The following is a 15010-nucleotide window of genomic DNA, read 5'->3' as shown; positions in this document are numbered from 1 at the left end:
CCGGCCGCCCCCGGCTCCGATGTCAGGCCGACAGCGGCCCCGGCGTCAGGCCGCCAATGGCCCCGGCGTCAGGCCGCCAGCGGCGGTGCGATGCCCTTTTCCAGCAGCGAGGCAAGGCGGCGCGAGAAGGCGGCCGGATCGGGGAGCGGCTCGCCCTCGACGATTCGCGCCTGGTCCAGCAGCAGCCAGGCGACGTCCTCCAGGCCGGAAGCCGCCCCGTCGCCGCCGGCCTGCTCCGCCAGGCGGCGGATCAGCGGATGGGCGGGGTTCACCTCCAGGATGCGCCGCGCCTCGGCCGAGAGCTGGCGATGCTGCTTCAGCAGCCGCTCCAGGTGCATGTCCATGTCGCCCTCGTCGGCGACCAGGCACACGGCGCTGTCGGTCAGGCGCTCCGACGCGCGGACGTCCTTCACCGCGTCGCCCAGCGTCGTCTTGAACAGGGCGATCAGGCTGCCCATCGCCCCTTCCGGCACGGTCTCCGCCGGCTCGGGCGCCGTCTCGGCCTTGACCTTGGACAGGTCGGCGCCGCCGCGCGTGACGGATTTGAACCGGCGCCCCTCGTACTCACCGACAGTGGGCAGCCAGAACTCGTCGACCGGATCGGTCAGCAGCAGAACCTCGACGCCCTTGGCCCGGAAGCCTTCGAGCTGCGGGCTGCGCATCAGCGCGTCGGCGTCCTCACCGGTGATGTAGTAGACGGCGTCCTGGCCTTCCTTCATGCGGCCGAGATAGTCGGCGAGCGAGACCAGCCCGTCGGCGGCGGTGCTGCGGAACCGGCACAGCTTCAGGATCTGGTCCCGGTTCTCGGCGTCCTCGTACAGCCCTTCCTTCAGCACGGCGCCGAAGGCTTCCCAGAAGCGGCCGTAGGCCTCCGCCTGCTCGGCGTCCTCGGCCTTGCGGACGAGGTCGCCCAGCACCCGGCGCGTGATGCCGGCGCGCATGCGCGACAGCACGGGGTTGTGCTGGAGCATCTCGCGGCTGACGTTGAGCGGCAGGTCCTCGCTGTCGACGACGCCGCGCAGGAAGCGCAGATACGCCGGCACCAGTCCCTCGGCCTCGTCGGTGATGAACACCCGCCGGACGTAGAGCTTGACGCGGTGCTTGCGGGCGGGGTCGAACAGGTCGAAGGGCCGGGACGAGGGCACGAACAGCAGGCTCGTGTACTCGATCTTGCCTTCGGCGCGCCAATGCAGGGTCAGCCACGGGTCGTCGAAGGCATGGCCGGCGTGGTGGTAGAACTCCTTGTACTCGTCCTCGGTGATCTCGGAGCGCGAGCGCGTCCACAGCGCCGAGGCGCGGTTCAGGGTCGGGGCGCCGTCGCCGTCGCCGAGCAGGATCGGCAGGGCGATGTGGTCGCTGTACTTGCGCACCACGGCGCGCAGGCGCGCCTCCTCGAGGAACTCGCCCTCCTCCTCCTTCAGGTGCAGCACCACGCGGGTCCCCCGCGGCAGGCCGGGCGCCTCGGAGATCGTGAACTCGCCCCTGCCGTCGGAGAGCCAGCGCCAGCCGGCGTCCTCGCCGGCCTTGCGGGTCAGCACCTCGACGCGGTCGGCGACCATGAAGGCGGAGTAGAAGCCGACGCCGAACTGGCCGATCAGGTTGACGTCCTTGCGCGCGTCGCCGGTGAGCCGGCCCAGGAAGGCGGCCGTGCCGGAGCGCGCGATGGTGCCCAGGTTCTCGATCAGGTCGTCGCGGCTCATGCCGACGCCGTTGTCGGCCACGGTCAGGGTCCGCGCCTGCTCGTCGACGACCAGGCGGATGCGCAGGTCGGGATCGTCGGCCGACAGTTCCGGCTGGGTCAGGGACGCGTAGCGCAGCCGGTCGCAGGCGTCCGAGGCGTTCGAGACCAGCTCGCGCAGGAAGACCTCCTTGTCGCTGTACAGCGAGTGCGCGACGATGTCGAGCAGGCGGCTGACCTCCGCTTGAAAACTGAGCCGTTCCTCGGTCATCGATTGTCACCTTCGGGTAGGGCGTTAGAGCGGGTGGAGCGTGGCGCAGATATGTGCAAAGCACCTCTTGCGCGCAAGCCTCCGCACGGCCGGGCGGCTCCCCTTGCCGCACTTGCAAAAGGCGGGGGCAGCCCCAATGCTGTAGCCATGCAGTCAACCGCTTCCGGCGACCGGGGCCGCGTCACCGCCGTCCTGGGCCCGACCAACACCGGCAAGACGCACCTCGCGGTCGAGAGGATGCTGGGCCACCGGTCGGGAATGATCGGCTTTCCGCTGCGCCTGCTGGCCCGCGAGAACTACGACAAGATCGTCAAGGCCAAGGGACGGGCCGCGGTGGCCCTGGTCACCGGCGAGGAGAAGATCGTCCCGCCGGGGGCGCGCTACTTCGTCTGCACGGTCGAGTCCATGCCGCTCGACCGGCCGGTGTCGTTCCTGGCCGTGGACGAGATCCAGCTCTGCGCCGACCCGGAACGGGGCCACGTCTTCACCGACCGCCTGCTGCACGCGCGCGGCATGGACGAGACGATGTTCCTCGGCGCCGAGACGATCCGGCCGCTGATCCAGAAGCTGGTCCGGGGCGTCGACTTCGTGACCCGGCCGCGCTTCTCGCAGCTCAGCTATGCCGGGACGAAGAAGCTGACGCGGCTGCCGCCCCGCTCGGCCGTCGTCGCCTTCTCGGCGACCGACGTCTACTCGCTGGCCGAGCTGATCCGCCGCCAGCGCGGCGGCACGGCCGTGGTGCTGGGGGCGCTGAGCCCGCGCACCCGCAACGCGCAGGTCGGGCTCTACCAGGCCGGCGAGGTCGACTACCTGGTCGCGACCGACGCGATCGGCATGGGCCTCAACATGGACGTCGACCACGTCGCCTTCGCCAAGCTCGTGAAGTTCGACGGCTGGGCGCCGCGGCGCCTGCGGGCGACGGAGATCGCGCAGATCGCCGGCCGCGCCGGCCGGCACATGAGCGACGGCACCTTCGGGACCACCGCCGACGCCCAGGGCATCGACGAGGAGACGGTGGAGCGGGTCGAGAACCACGCGTTCGAGCCGCTGACCTCGCTGACGTACCGCAACGCCGACCTCCGGTTCGACAGCCCCAAGGCGCTGCTGCGCTCGCTCGAGATGCGCCCGGACGTCCCGGAGCTGGTGCGCGTCCGCGAGGCCGACGACCAGATGGCGCTGGCGGCCCTGGCCGCCGACGCTGAGATCGCCGGCTTGGCGCGCAACCGGGGCGCGGTGCGCCTGCTGTGGGAGGTCTGCCAGATCCCCGACTTCCGCAAGGTGATGTCGGACGCCCACACGCGCCTGCTCTCCCAGATCTACCGCCACCTGATGGCGGCCGGCGGGCCGGGCATGGGCGGGCACCTGCCGGAGGACTGGGTCGCGGGCCACGTCGCCCGGCTCGACCGCACCGAGGGCGACATCGACGCGCTGGTCGCGCGCATCGCGCATATCCGGACCTGGACCTACGTCTCCCATCGCGGCGACTGGCTCGCCGACCCCGGCGCCTGGCAGGAGCGGACGCGCGCGATCGAGGACAAGCTGTCGGATGCCCTGCACGAGCGGCTGACCCAGCGCTTCATCGACCGCCGCTCGGCCCTGCTGGTCCGCAGCCTGCAGTCCGGCGCCGAGCTGCTGGGCGCGGTCCGGCCCGACGGCGAGGTGCTGGTCGAGGGGCATCCGGTCGGCCGGATCGAGGGGCTGCGCTTCATCCTCGACCCCGAGGCCGCGCAGGACGACACGCGGCCGCTGATGGCGGCGGCGCGCCGCGTGCTGGGCGGCGAGATCGCCCGGCGCGTGCGCGCGCTGGAGCAGGCGGAGGACGAGGCGTTCGCGCTCGCCGACGACGGCACGCTGAGCTGGACCGGCGCGCCGGTCGCGCGGCTCGGCCCGGGCCCCTCGGTGCTGGTGCCGGGCGTGGTGCCGGTCCACGACGACCTGCTGGACGGGGCGCAGCGCGACCGGCTGCGCGCCCGGCTCGCCCGCTGGGTCGAGAGCCACGTCGCCGCGCGCCTGGCGCCGCTGATGCGCCTGACCGCGCCCGAGGCGGCCGGGGTCGAGATCGGCGGCACCGCCCGCGGCATCGCCTTCCAGATCGCCGAGGCGCTGGGGAGCGTGGCACGCGGCGCGGTCGAGCCGGCGCTGTCCACGCTCGACAAGTCCGAGCGCAAGGCGCTGGCGGCGCTGGGCGTGCGGTTCGGCACCGGGCACGTCTTCCTGCCGGCACTCGTGAAGCCCGCGGCGGTGGCGCTGCGCGCGCTGCTGTGGGCCGTGCGCAACGGCATGCCGCTGCCGCCGCCGACGCCGCCGCCAGGACGGATCGCGGTGCCGACGGGGCCGGCGCCGGCGGGCTTCTGGGAGGCGATCGGATACCCGCCGCTGGGCCCCCGGGCCGTGCGCGTCGACATCCTGGAGCGCTTCGAGGGCGAGCTCTACCGGCGCGACCCCACGCAGCGGCTGGAGGCGAGCCCGCAGCTCGCCCAGATGATCGGTTCCTCGGTGGCGGAGCTCGAAGGCGTGCTGGGCGCGCTCGGCTACCGCCGGCGCGAGGAGGAGGACGGGGCCGTCACCTGGAAGCGCGGCCGCGGCGGCCACGGCCACCGGCGGCCGAAGCCGCCCATCCAGCGCAAGGGCGCCTTCGAGGATTCCCCGTTCGCGAAGCTGAGGCACCTGGCCGGACGAGGATGAGCCCGAACGACCGCGACGATCCCCAAGACGGCCCCGAAGACGGCGGGGACGGGGACGGGCTGCCCGACCCGGGGCCGGGGCGCATCCGCATCGACAAGTGGCTGTGGCACGCGCGCTTCTTCAAGTCGCGCAGCCTCGCCGCCAAGCTGTGCAACGCCGGCGGCGTGCGCATGGCCGGCGCGCCGGTCACCAAGGCGCACCACGCGGTCAGGCCCGGCGACGTGCTGACCTTCGTCCAGGGCGGGCATGTCCGGGTCGTGCGGATCACGGCCATCGGCAGCCGCCGCGGGCCCCCGGCCGAGGCCCGCACGCTGTACGAGGACCTGGCCCCTCCCTCGGCCGACACGGCGCTGCCGCGCCGGCCCTGAGGCGCCTGCCCTGGGACGCAACGGTCGGAACGGCGCTCCGGAACATCGCCCCCTCGCATCTGGCCTTTCGTTCGGATTAGCTGTACATCAATTGCTTTCGCCATGTGCAATCCGGTCGGATAGCATGGACCCGCGGGCCTGTGCCCGTTTCAACCTTGCAGGAGACGGGGATGACCGGGGGGCGGACATCGGCGGAAAGCCGGCGCTACGAAGACTACGACCTGAATTTCACCCGCAAGGACCGGGCGTTCACGCCGGAGATGGGCGCGCGGGTGGTCGAGGACCTGCAGGCGGGCATGCCGGACTTCAACGTCCGCCAGTATTTCGGGACCCAGCCCACGATCTTCGAGGACTACGACCATCTCGGGCTCGCCACCGACCGGGCGGACGGAAGGGTCCTCGGGCTGCTCGCCTCGCGCTGGCTCAGGAAGCCGGGCGTCGACAGCCTCTACATCTGGACCGCGATGGTCGCCGGCAGCCATCGCCAGGGCGCGCTGTTCAAGCGGCTGACGCGGTTCTTCTTCGAGCGGATCTGCGAGGACGACCCCCGCAACCTGCCGGACGTCGTCTCGAGCAAGACCTACAACCCCGTCTTCTACAAGCTGCTGCAGGGCATGTTCCCGCGCATCGACGGAGTGCGCCTGTATCCCGAGATCCCCGGCCCGCAGGACCCCGCCCTGGCGGAACTGGCGGGCAGGATCGCGCGCGCGCTCAACCCGAACCTCGTGCTGGTCGAGGACACGGGCGCCGTGCTGGGCGGCCAGGCGATGGTCGCCCCCGACTTCTTCCCGCGCATGGACCGCTCGCCCGACGAGAGGGTCAACGCGCATTTCGCCGCCAACCTGACCCGCGCCGACCAGGTGCTGTGCGTCGTCACGATCGAGCCGGACGCCAAACCCGCGGTCCTGGAGAACCTGCGCCGGCGGGCGCCGGACCCGCAGCCGGTGGCCTGACCGGTATCAGGAGGGGGCGTCAGGAGCGGGCGTCAGGAGCGCCGGAACACGACGGAAAGGTTGTTGGCCGGCATCTCGACCACGTCGTCCGGGCGCAGGCCCGCCGCCTCGGCGGCGCGCGCCACCTCGTCCAGGTCGCGCACGCCCCAGGCGGGGTCGCGGCGCCGCAGGTCGGCGTCGAACGCCTCGTTGGAGGGGGCGGTGTGCCGGCCGCCGCGCCTGAAAGGCCCGTAGAGACAGAGCGGCGCGCCGGGGCCGAGCACGCGCGCGGCGCCGGCGAGCAGGCCCAGCGCCGCCGGCCAGGGGGCGATGTGGATCATGTTGATGCACACGACGGCGTCCGCGCGCTCCACCGGCCAGTCGCCGCCGGCGGCGTCGAGGTCGAGCGGCGGGCGGACGGTCGCGATGCCCCCGGTCCAGGCCGCGATGCTGGCCCGGTTGTCCGGGTCGGGGTCGCTCGGCTGCCAGACCAGGTGCGGCAGGCCGCGGGCGAAATGGGCGGCATGCTGGCCGGTGCCGCTCGCCACCTCCAGCACGACGCCCCGCTCCGGCAGCACCCGGCGCAGGACCGCCAGTATGGGGTCGCGGTTGCGCTCGGCGGCCGGCGCGTGGCGGCGGCGCGGATCGGCGGCGGGGGGGCCTTCGGGAACGTCGTCGGCGGGACCGGTCATGGAAACAGGCTAGCGCCGGCCGCCTTGCGCGGCAACCCTCCCGGGCGCTTGCGCTTGGCAAGCCCGGCGAGGCCACCATGTAGGGAACGACACCCGACCGCAGCCAGGACGATCGACCGATGCTCAACAGGATCATGACCTTCCTCCAGGGCGACCCGGAGGAAGAGGAAATCGGCAGGAAGGACAAGGTGCAGCTGGCCGCCGCGGCGCTGCTGTTCGAGGCCGCCAGGATGGACGAGGGAATCGGCCCGGAGGAGAGGGCCGTGATCGCCGACATCGTCCGCCGCCGCTTCTCCTTGAGCGAGGAGGAGGCGCGCAGCCTCGCCGAGGCGGCGCACAAGGAAACGCAGGGCCCCGCCCAGTGGCACCGCTTCACCTCCACCCTCAAGGACCGGTTCGACGAGGCCGAGCGGATCGAAATGATCGAGATGCTATGGGAGGTGGTCTACGCCGACGGGCACTTGCACGATTTGGAAGCGAGCCTCTTGCGCAGGGTGGGTGGACTGCTCTACGTCTCCGACCGCGACCGGGGTGCAGCACGCAAACGGGTGCTCGACCGCATGGGGCTTTCCGATCCCGCCCCGGACGCCTGAGAGAGCACTGGGGTAACACCGGCGGCAGCGTTCCGGCGGGCGCCGCTGCCGCACAGGAGAGAGGGAAGACGAGGATGCCCTACGTCGTTACGGAACTCTGCATAAAGTGCAAATACACGGACTGCGTCGAGGTTTGCCCGGTCGACTGCTTCTACGAAGGGGAGAACATGCTCGTCATCAGCCCGGACGAGTGCATCGACTGCGGCGTGTGCGAGCCCGAATGCCCGGCGGAAGCGATCATCCCGGACACCGAGCCGAATGCCGAAACCTGGCTGGCAATGAACCGCGACTATGCCGAGAAGTGGCCGAACCTGACCCGCAAGAAGGAGCCGCCCGCCGACGCGGACGAATTCAAGGGCACGGCCGGCAAGTTCGACAAGTTCTTCAGCGCGAATCCCGGCTCCGGTTCGTGAGCCCGAAGCCCGGGCGCGGCAGCGCGCCCGGGTCGTGACGCGCCGGCGAATCGTTCCGGCTCGTGCAGTTCGTCCGCATGGTCATGCAGATTCCGCAGGGCCGCCATCCGGCAACTCATGCCGCGGTGCGAAATGGTCGCGCTCGAACCCTTTGTAACCCACCCGTCATATCCTATATGATCGTTGGCATTGCGGCGCGACGGAAGACGCGCCGGTTTTCCTGACGCCCAGGACTCCGACTGCCGTTACCGCCGGTTCGGGCCGCAGATTGCGCACCGGCTGCGGGGTCCTACCTTGTCCTCTGGCCGTGACGCTTCCGTCAAGGCCGGCGTGCGTGAAGTGAGAGCAACTGGGAATGACGAGCAAGCTTGATTTTGCGGCCGGCGACTTCGTCGTCTACCCCGCACACGGCGTCGGCCGCGTCGCCGGGATCGAGACGCATACGATCGCCGGGCAGGAGGTCACCCTTTACGCGATCACCTTCGAGAAGGAGCGCATGACGCTCAAGGTTCCGGTCGGCAAGGCCCGGAACTCGGGCCTGCGCCGGCTCAGCAGCCGCGACCGGATCAAGGAGGCGCTGGAGACGCTCACGGGCAAGAGCAAGATCCGCCGCACGATGTGGAGCCGCCGCGCCCAGGAATACGAGGCGAAGATCAATTCCGGCGACCCGGTGTCGATCGCCGAGGTGGTGCGCGACCTGTATCGCGGCACCGAGCAGTCCGACCAGTCCTACAGCGAGCGCCAGATCTACCAGGCGGCGCTGGAGCGCCTCGCGCGCGAACTCGCCGCCGTCGAGCGGATCGACGAGCTGAGGGCGACCGAGAGGCTCGAAGCCGTCCTGACCAAGGCGGCCGCCTGATACGCCGGGCCAGGGGCGGAACCGGCGCCCCGGGCGCCGCCCCTGCGGTTTCTCTCTTCCGCGCAACGCCGCCGGCGCTTACACTCCGGCCCGGTTCTCGTCGAGCCGGAGCACCGATTCCCGCATGCTGACCTCCGACAACCAGCGCTTCGCCGATCTGCGGCAGCCCCGCCGCGTCTGGGCCGTGGGGGCCATCCACGGCGACGCCGGGCGGCTGGGGGCGATCCATGACGAGGTCGGCAAGCGCTTCGTCGCCGGCGACCGGCTCGTCTATCTCGGCAACCTCGTCGGCCACGGCCCCGCCGTCACCGAGACGCTGGACGAGCTGCTGGGCTTCCGCATCGCGCTGCTCGCCGTTCCCGGCCTCGATGCCGACGACATCGTCTATCTGCGCGGCGCGCAGGAGGAGATGTGGCAGAAGCTGCTGCAGCTCCAGTTCGCGCCCAACCCGGCCGAGGTCCTGGGCTGGATGCTCAACCAGGGCGTCGGCGCGACGCTGGCCGCCTATGGCGGCAGTGCCGAGGCCGGGCTGCGCGCGGCCCGCGAGGGCGCGGTCGCGCTGACCCGCTGGACCAACGCGCTGCGCGCGGCGATGCGCGACCGGCCGGGCCACGAGAACCTGGCGAGCGCGTTGCGACGCGCCGCCTATACGAGCCTTCCCGGCAGGAACGAGGGCGGCGAAGGCGGGCGCGAGCCGACCGGGCTGCTGCTCGTCCATGCCGGCCTGGACCCGGCCCGGCCGCTGGCGGCGCAGGGCGACGCCTTCTGGTGGGGCGCTCCGGGCTTCCAGCGCATCTCCGGCCCCTACGAGACCTTCGCCCGGGTCGTCCGGGGCTACGATCCCGCGCGCGGCGGCATCGCGGTCACCGACCACGCCGCGACCCTGGACGCGGGCTGCGGTTTCGGCGGCCGGCTCGCCTGCGCCTGCCTGGCCCCGTCCGGCGAGATCCTGGAGATCATCGAGGCCTGACCTCCGGGCCGGAACTTTTTCGCGCGAATTTTCGCCCGCCACCGATCCATTCCCCGCGATGCCTCGTATCAACCCGAGACAAGCCGCGCAGGGGAAGGGCAGGACGATGGCGCATATCGACGACCCCGAGACGCAGAAAGCGAACCGGAACTTCATCGAGACCTCGATGCGCGAGCCCATGCTCGCGCGCGACCACGAGCACGAACTCGCCTGCCGATGGCGTGAGGGCGGAGACGAGCGGGCGCTGCACGACCTCGTGCGCTCCCACACCCGCCTCGTCGTCGCGAACGCGACGCGCCTGCGCAATTACGGGCTGCCGATGGGCGACCTCGTCCAGGAGGGCAATGTCGGGCTGATGCAGGCGGCGGCCCGCTTCGAGCCCGAGCGCGGCGTGCGCTTCTCCACCTATGCGGCCTGGTGGATCCGGTCGGCCATGCAGGACTATATCCTGCGCAACTGGTCGATCGTCCGGACCGGGACGACGGCCGCCCAGAAGGCGCTGTTCTTCAACCTGCGGCGCCTGCGCGCCCGGATCGAAGGGGCGGAGTTGAACGGCGTGCTGACGCCGGAGGGGCGGGCGAAGATCGCCGAGACCCTGTCGGTCGACGAGAACGAGGTGCAGGCGATGGAGCTGCGCCTGTCGGGGGCCGACCAGTCGCTGAACGCGCCGCTGTCCGAGGACGGCGAGGGCGAATGGCAGGACGTCCTCGCCGACGGCCGCCCGAGCCCCGAGGACGTCGTGATCGGCATGCGCGACGGCGCGACGCGCTCGCGCTGGCTCGCCGAAGCACTCGGCGAGCTGACCCCGCGGGAACGCGCGATCATCGCCGAGCGCCGGCTGCGCGACGACGGAGCGACGCTGGAGCGGCTCGGCCGCGCGCTCGGCGTTTCCAAGGAACGCGTCCGCCAGCTCGAGCACAGGGCCCTGACGAAGCTGCGCGAGAGCATGCTGCGCCGGGCCGAGCACCATACCGACCTGCTGCTGGAAGCCTGACCCGCCGCGCCGCGGCGGTCGCCCCCTCGGCTCTCCTCAGGCGGCCTTGGCCAGGCCCTTGAGGCGGCGGTCCATGAACCACCACGCGATCCGGGACGCGGCCGAGAAGAGCCGGGTCTGCGGCTTCAGCCCAACGGCCTTGAAGATCATCGCCATGCCGCGGTCGACGTGCCCCGGCCGGTAGTAGGAATACGCGCGGCTCATATAGGCCCGCGAGAAGCGCGCGAGGTCGTAGTCCTCGCCTTCGGCCGCGTTCGCCGCCCAGTAGGCGCGGGCGAGCTCGTCGTCCTCGGACTCCATGATCCGGCTGAGCGCGATGCGCAGACGGCTGAGCCGGCCGAGCTCCTCCTTCTCCAGGTAGCGTCTCAGATAGGTGTAGAAGAGCTTGTAGTGGCGCAGCTCGTCCGCCGCGACGTGCCGGCAGATCTCCTTCAGCACCGGCTCCCGGCAGGCGTCGCCGAGCGCCGTATAGTAGGAGCTGGTCCCGGTCTCGACCATGCAGCGCGCGATCAGCTCGCCGCTGCGCGAACCCCGGACCGACTGGTCGGCGGACAGGTCCAGCGCGTAGGCGTCGCAGAAGCGGCGCGACGCCCGTTCCAGGCTCCAGGAGGGGTCGACCAGCTCGGCCCAGCGGCCGAGCGCCTGCCCGTGCTGGATCTCCTCGACGGCCCAGTCGCGGGCCACCTGCTGGAACTCGGGGTCGTCGTGGAAGACGTTGCACAGATATGTGGCGTAGTCGTCGCCGTTGTACTCGACCAGCGCCGCGGCCTTGATGATGGCCACGAGCCCGTCATCGACCTGGGACGGGTCGAGCCGGTCCCACGGCAGGTCGTCGAGAGTCCAATGTCTGCGAGCCATCGTGAAAGTATCCCCGCCTTTTCCTTCGGTGGAAGCGAAAGGTCCCGCGCTCACCGGAGGTCAATTTGGGGGTAAACCTTCCCCGTTGCCAAGCCCCGGCGCAGGCCGGCCCTTTAATGAGCGGTGGTGCCGCCGATCGCTTCCAGCTTGGCCTGCGCGACGGCGAGGCGCGCCTCGGCCGCCGCCCGCTCGGTATCGGACTTGGCGTCGGCCACGTCCTCCCCGAGGTCGCGGACCTGCTTCTCGACCGCCGCGCGGTCGAGCGACGCGACGGACGCCGCCTCTTCGGCCAGCACCGTGCACCGTTCCTCCGTCACCTCGGCGAAGCCGCCGGCGACGAAGATGCGGTCGACGACCTGGTCGCCCTCGAAGATGTCGATGACGCCCGGCCGCACGGTCGTGATCATCGGCGCATGGCCGGGGAGCACGCCGAAATGGCCCTCGCCGCCCGGCACGACGACCATGTCGACCGCCTGGGACACCAGCAGCTTCTCCGGCGAGACCAACTCGAATTCGACCTTGTCGGCCATGTTCGCTTCCTGTCACATGCACGTCGGACGGGGACCCGCCCGGCCGCCCGGCCCTCTCTGCGCGGGGAGAGAGAGCCGGACGCGGGATCGGGAGGTCAGGCCGCTTCGGCGGCCATCTTGCGGGCCTTCTCGACCGCTTCCTCGATGGTGCCGACCATGTAGAAGGCGGCCTCGGGCAGGTGGTCGTAGTCGCCGTTCACGATGCCCTTGAAGCCCTTGATGGTGTCCTCGAGGCTGACGAGCTTGCCGGGAGTGCCGGTGAAGACCTCGGCCACGTGGAAGGGCTGCGACAGGAAGCGCTGGATCTTGCGGGCGCGGGCGACGACCAGCTTGTCCTCCTCGGACAGCTCGTCCATGCCCAGGATCGCGATGATGTCCTGCAGCGACTTGTAGGTCTGCAGCACGCGCTGGACCGAGCGCGCGACCTCGTAGTGCTCCTCGCCGACGACGCGGGGGTCGAGGATGCGCGACGTGCTGTCGAGCGGGTCGACCGCCGGGAAGATCGCCATCTCGGCGATGGAGCGCGACAGCACGGTGGTCGCGTCCAGATGGGCGAAGGAGGTGGCCGGGGCCGGGTCGGTCAGGTCGTCGGCAGGCACGTAGATGGCCTGGACCGAGGTGATCGAGCCCTTCTTCGTCGAGGTGATTCGCTCCTGGAGCGCGCCCATGTCGGTCGACAGCGTCGGCTGGTAGCCGACCGCCGACGGGATGCGGCCGAGCAGCGCCGACACTTCCGAGCCCGCCTGGGTGAAGCGGAAGATGTTGTCGACGAAGAACAGAACGTCCTGGCCTTCCTCGTCGCGGAAGTACTCGGCCAGCGTCAGGCCCGACAGGCCGACGCGCGCGCGGGCACCCGGCGGCTCGTTCATTTGGCCGTAGACCAGCGCCACCTTGGAGCCGGGGCCGTCGGTCTTGATGACGCCCGATTCCATCATCTCGTGGTAGAGGTCGTTGCCCTCGCGGGTGCGCTCGCCCACGCCGGCGAACACCGACACGCCGCCATGCGCCTTGGCGACGTTGTTGATCAGCTCCATGATCGTGACGGTCTTGCCGACGCCGGCGCCGCCGAACAGGCCGATCTTGCCGCCCTTGGCGTAGGGTGCCAGCAGGTCGATGACCTTGATGCCCGTGACCAGGACCTGGGCCTCGGTCGACTGCTCGGTGAACTCCGGCGCCGAGCGGTGGATCGGCAGCGACCGCGCCGCGTTGACCGGGCCCCGCTCGTCGATCGGCTCGCCGATCACGTTCAGGATGCGGCCCAGCGTCTCGGGGCCGACCGGCACCGCGATCGGGGCGCCGGTGTCCGTGACCTGCTGGCCGCGGACCAAGCCGTCCGTGGTGTCCATCGCGATGGCGCGGACCGTGTTCTCGCCGAGATGCTGCGCGACCTCGAGCACCAGGGTCTTGCCCTCGTTCGTGGTGTGCAGCGCGTTCAGGATCGCCGGCAGCTCGCCGTCGAACTGGACGTCGACGACGGCGCCCATGACCTGGGTGATCTTGCCGACCGTGTTGGTGGTCTGGGTGATTGCATCCATCGGGTTCGCTCCCTCGGAACCTAAGTCTGTCGACACTGGGCCTTCGTCACACCGCCTCGGCACCGGAGATGATCTCGATCAGCTCCTTGGTGATGACGGCCTGGCGGGTACGGTTGTAGGTCAGCGTCAGCTTGTTGATCATGTCGCCGGCGTTGCGCGTCGCGTTGTCCATGGCGGTCATCCGGGCGCCCTGCTCGCTCGCCGCGCTCTCCAGCAGGGCCCGGTACACCTGGATCGACAGGTTCTTCGGCAGCAGATCGGCCAGGATCTGCTCCTCGTCGGGCTCGAACTCGTACAGCGCCTTGGCCTCGGCCGCGGCGTCGGTCGTCTCGGCCGCCTCGGGCACCGCGAACGGCACCAGCTGCTGGACCGTCACGATCTGCGTCATCGCGGACTTGAACCGGTTGAAGACCACCGAGCAGACGTCGAACTCGCCCGCGTCGTACATCTCCAGGACCTTGGCCGTGATCATGTCCGCCTCGGCGAAGCTCAGCCGCCTGCGGCCGATCTCCTCGAAGCTGTGCACGATCAGTCCCGAGAACGTGCGGCGGAGCTGGTCGCGCCCCTTGCGGCCGACGGTCACGACCTTGACCGTCCTGCCCTCGCCCTGGAGGCGCTGGATCTGGCGGCGCGCCTCGCGCACGACCGAGCTGTTGAACGCGCCGCACAGGCCGCGATCGGCGGTGATCACGACCAGCAGGTGGGTATCCTGGCTGCCGGTGCCGCTCATCAGCCTCGGGCCTTCCCCCGTGCCCTGCACGTTGGCGGCCAGCGAGGTCAGCATCCGCCCCAGGCGCTCGGCATAGGGGCGGCCGGCCTCCGCCTGCTCCTGCGCACGGCGCAGCTTCGAGGCGGCGACCATCTTCATGGCGGCGGTGATCTTCTGCGTCGACTTGACGCTGGCGATCCGGTTCTTGAGGTCCTTGAGGCTTGGCATTCCGGGCCTTCATTTCGCCGTCGTGAGCCCTGTCGGGCAGAGTGAGCGGGGGAGACCCCCGCTCAGACGAACACCTTGGCGAAGTTGTCGATGAAGCCCGCCAGCTTTTCCTCAGTGTCCTTGCTCAGCGCCTTCTCGGTCCGGATGGCGTCCAGGATGTTGGCACCCCTGGTCCGGACCTCGTCGAGCAGGGCCGCCTCGAACCGGTTCACGTCATCGATGCGGACCTTGTCGAGGTAGCCGCGCACGCCCGCGAAGATCGAGACGACCTGCTCCTCGACCGGCAGCGGCCTGAACTGCGGCTGCTTCAGCAGCTCGGTCAGGCGGGCGCCGCGGTTCAGCAGCCGCTGGGTCGCGGCGTCGAGGTCCGAGGCGAACTGGGCGAAGGCCGCCATCTCGCGGTACTGGGCGAGCTCGAGCTTGATGGTGCCCGCGACCTGCTTCATCGCCTTGATCTGGGCGGCCGAGCCGACGCGCGACACCGACAGGCCGACGTTGATGGCCGGGCGGATGCCCTTGTAGAACAGGCCGGTCTCCAGGAAGATCTGCCCGTCCGTGATCGAGATCACGTTGGTCGGGATGTAGGCGGAGACGTCGCCGGCCTGCGTCTCGATGACCGGCAGCGCCGTCAGCGAGCCCGCGCCGTGGTCGTCGTTCATCTTCGCCGCGCGCTCGAGCAGGCGCGAATGCAGGTA

At 70.7% G+C, this 15010-nt stretch carries 15 protein-coding genes; 8 read left to right on the top strand and 7 right to left on the bottom strand.

What is annotated here, in order from left to right:
- Positions 1–68 precede the first annotated feature (68 nt).
- Positions 69–1949, bottom strand: a complete 1881-nt coding sequence (gene htpG, locus VGO20_RS24065; protein ID WP_327504936.1) for a molecular chaperone HtpG — start codon at positions 1947–1949, stop codon at positions 69–71.
- Positions 1950–2096: 147 nt separating this feature from the next.
- Here htpG and VGO20_RS24060 point away from each other — a divergent pair, with 147 nt between their 5' ends.
- The 3 genes from VGO20_RS24060 (at position 2097) to VGO20_RS24050 (ending at position 5955) form a co-directional block, all read left to right on the top strand.
- Positions 2097–4634 carry a helicase-related protein gene (locus VGO20_RS24060; RefSeq protein ID WP_327504935.1) on the top strand — a complete coding sequence of 846 codons (2538 nt, stop codon included), beginning with the start codon at positions 2097–2099 and terminating at the stop codon, positions 4632–4634.
- Entirely contained in the window at positions 4631–5002 is a 372-nt protein-coding gene (locus VGO20_RS24055; RefSeq protein ID WP_327504934.1) for an RNA-binding S4 domain-containing protein, read from the top strand. Before VGO20_RS24060 ends, VGO20_RS24055 begins: the two co-directional genes overlap by 4 nt.
- Before the next feature lie 170 nt (positions 5003–5172).
- Positions 5173–5955, top strand: a complete 783-nt coding sequence (locus tag VGO20_RS24050; protein WP_327504933.1) for a hypothetical protein — start codon at positions 5173–5175, stop codon at positions 5953–5955.
- Between the two features lie 32 nt (positions 5956–5987).
- On the opposite strand, the gene VGO20_RS24045 is transcribed toward VGO20_RS24050, so the two are convergent.
- Positions 5988–6626 (bottom strand): DUF938 domain-containing protein, encoded by a 639-nt coding sequence (locus VGO20_RS24045; protein WP_327504932.1) that lies wholly within the window; start codon positions 6624–6626, stop codon positions 5988–5990.
- A 119-nt stretch (positions 6627–6745) separates the two neighbouring features.
- On the opposite strand from VGO20_RS24045, the gene VGO20_RS24040 reads away from it, so the two are divergent.
- From VGO20_RS24040 to VGO20_RS24020, 5 genes are all read left to right on the top strand, one after another.
- A complete protein-coding gene (locus tag VGO20_RS24040; protein WP_327504931.1) occupies positions 6746–7219 on the top strand; it encodes a tellurite resistance TerB family protein in 474 nt (157 codons plus the stop codon).
- Between the two features lie 74 nt (positions 7220–7293).
- Entirely contained in the window at positions 7294–7632 is a 339-nt protein-coding gene (fdxA, locus tag VGO20_RS24035) for a ferredoxin FdxA (protein ID WP_327504930.1), read from the top strand.
- A 355-nt stretch (positions 7633–7987) separates the two neighbouring features.
- Positions 7988–8491, top strand: coding sequence for a CarD family transcriptional regulator (locus tag VGO20_RS24030; RefSeq protein WP_327504929.1), 504 nt, complete (start codon positions 7988–7990; stop codon positions 8489–8491).
- Positions 8492–8615: 124 nt separating this feature from the next.
- Positions 8616–9461, top strand: a complete 846-nt coding sequence (locus tag VGO20_RS24025) for a metallophosphoesterase family protein (protein WP_327504928.1) — start codon at positions 8616–8618, stop codon at positions 9459–9461.
- A gap of 106 nt (positions 9462–9567) precedes the next feature.
- Positions 9568–10455, top strand: coding sequence for an RNA polymerase factor sigma-32 (locus tag VGO20_RS24020; protein ID WP_327504927.1), 888 nt, complete (start codon positions 9568–9570; stop codon positions 10453–10455).
- Positions 10456–10491: 36 nt separating this feature from the next.
- Here the strand turns inward: VGO20_RS24020 and VGO20_RS24015 are convergent, their stop codons facing one another.
- From VGO20_RS24015 to VGO20_RS23995, 5 genes are all read right to left on the bottom strand, one after another.
- On the bottom strand, positions 10492–11313 hold the full coding sequence (locus VGO20_RS24015) for a ferritin-like domain-containing protein (RefSeq protein ID WP_327504926.1): 822 nt from the start codon (positions 11311–11313) through the stop codon (positions 10492–10494).
- 113 nt (positions 11314–11426) lie between these two features.
- Entirely contained in the window at positions 11427–11843 is a 417-nt protein-coding gene (locus VGO20_RS24010) for a F0F1 ATP synthase subunit epsilon (protein ID WP_327504925.1), read from the bottom strand.
- Between the two features lie 95 nt (positions 11844–11938).
- The gene (gene atpD / locus VGO20_RS24005) at positions 11939–13378 is read right to left on the bottom strand and encodes a F0F1 ATP synthase subunit beta (RefSeq protein WP_327504924.1); all 1440 of its coding nucleotides are present in this window, start codon (positions 13376–13378) and stop codon (positions 11939–11941) included.
- 46 nt (positions 13379–13424) lie between these two features.
- Positions 13425–14315, bottom strand: a complete 891-nt coding sequence (locus VGO20_RS24000; RefSeq protein WP_327504923.1) for a F0F1 ATP synthase subunit gamma — start codon at positions 14313–14315, stop codon at positions 13425–13427.
- Between the two features lie 62 nt (positions 14316–14377).
- On the bottom strand, positions 14378–15010 hold a 633-nt coding region (locus tag VGO20_RS23995; RefSeq protein ID WP_473964865.1), incomplete at its 5' end, for a F0F1 ATP synthase subunit alpha.

The sequence above is a fragment of the Arenibaculum sp. genome (genome assembly GCF_035998295.1).
GTDB lineage: Bacteria > Pseudomonadota > Alphaproteobacteria > Azospirillales > Azospirillaceae > DASYHS01.
This window is presented reverse-complemented; position numbering and strand designations above follow the sequence as displayed.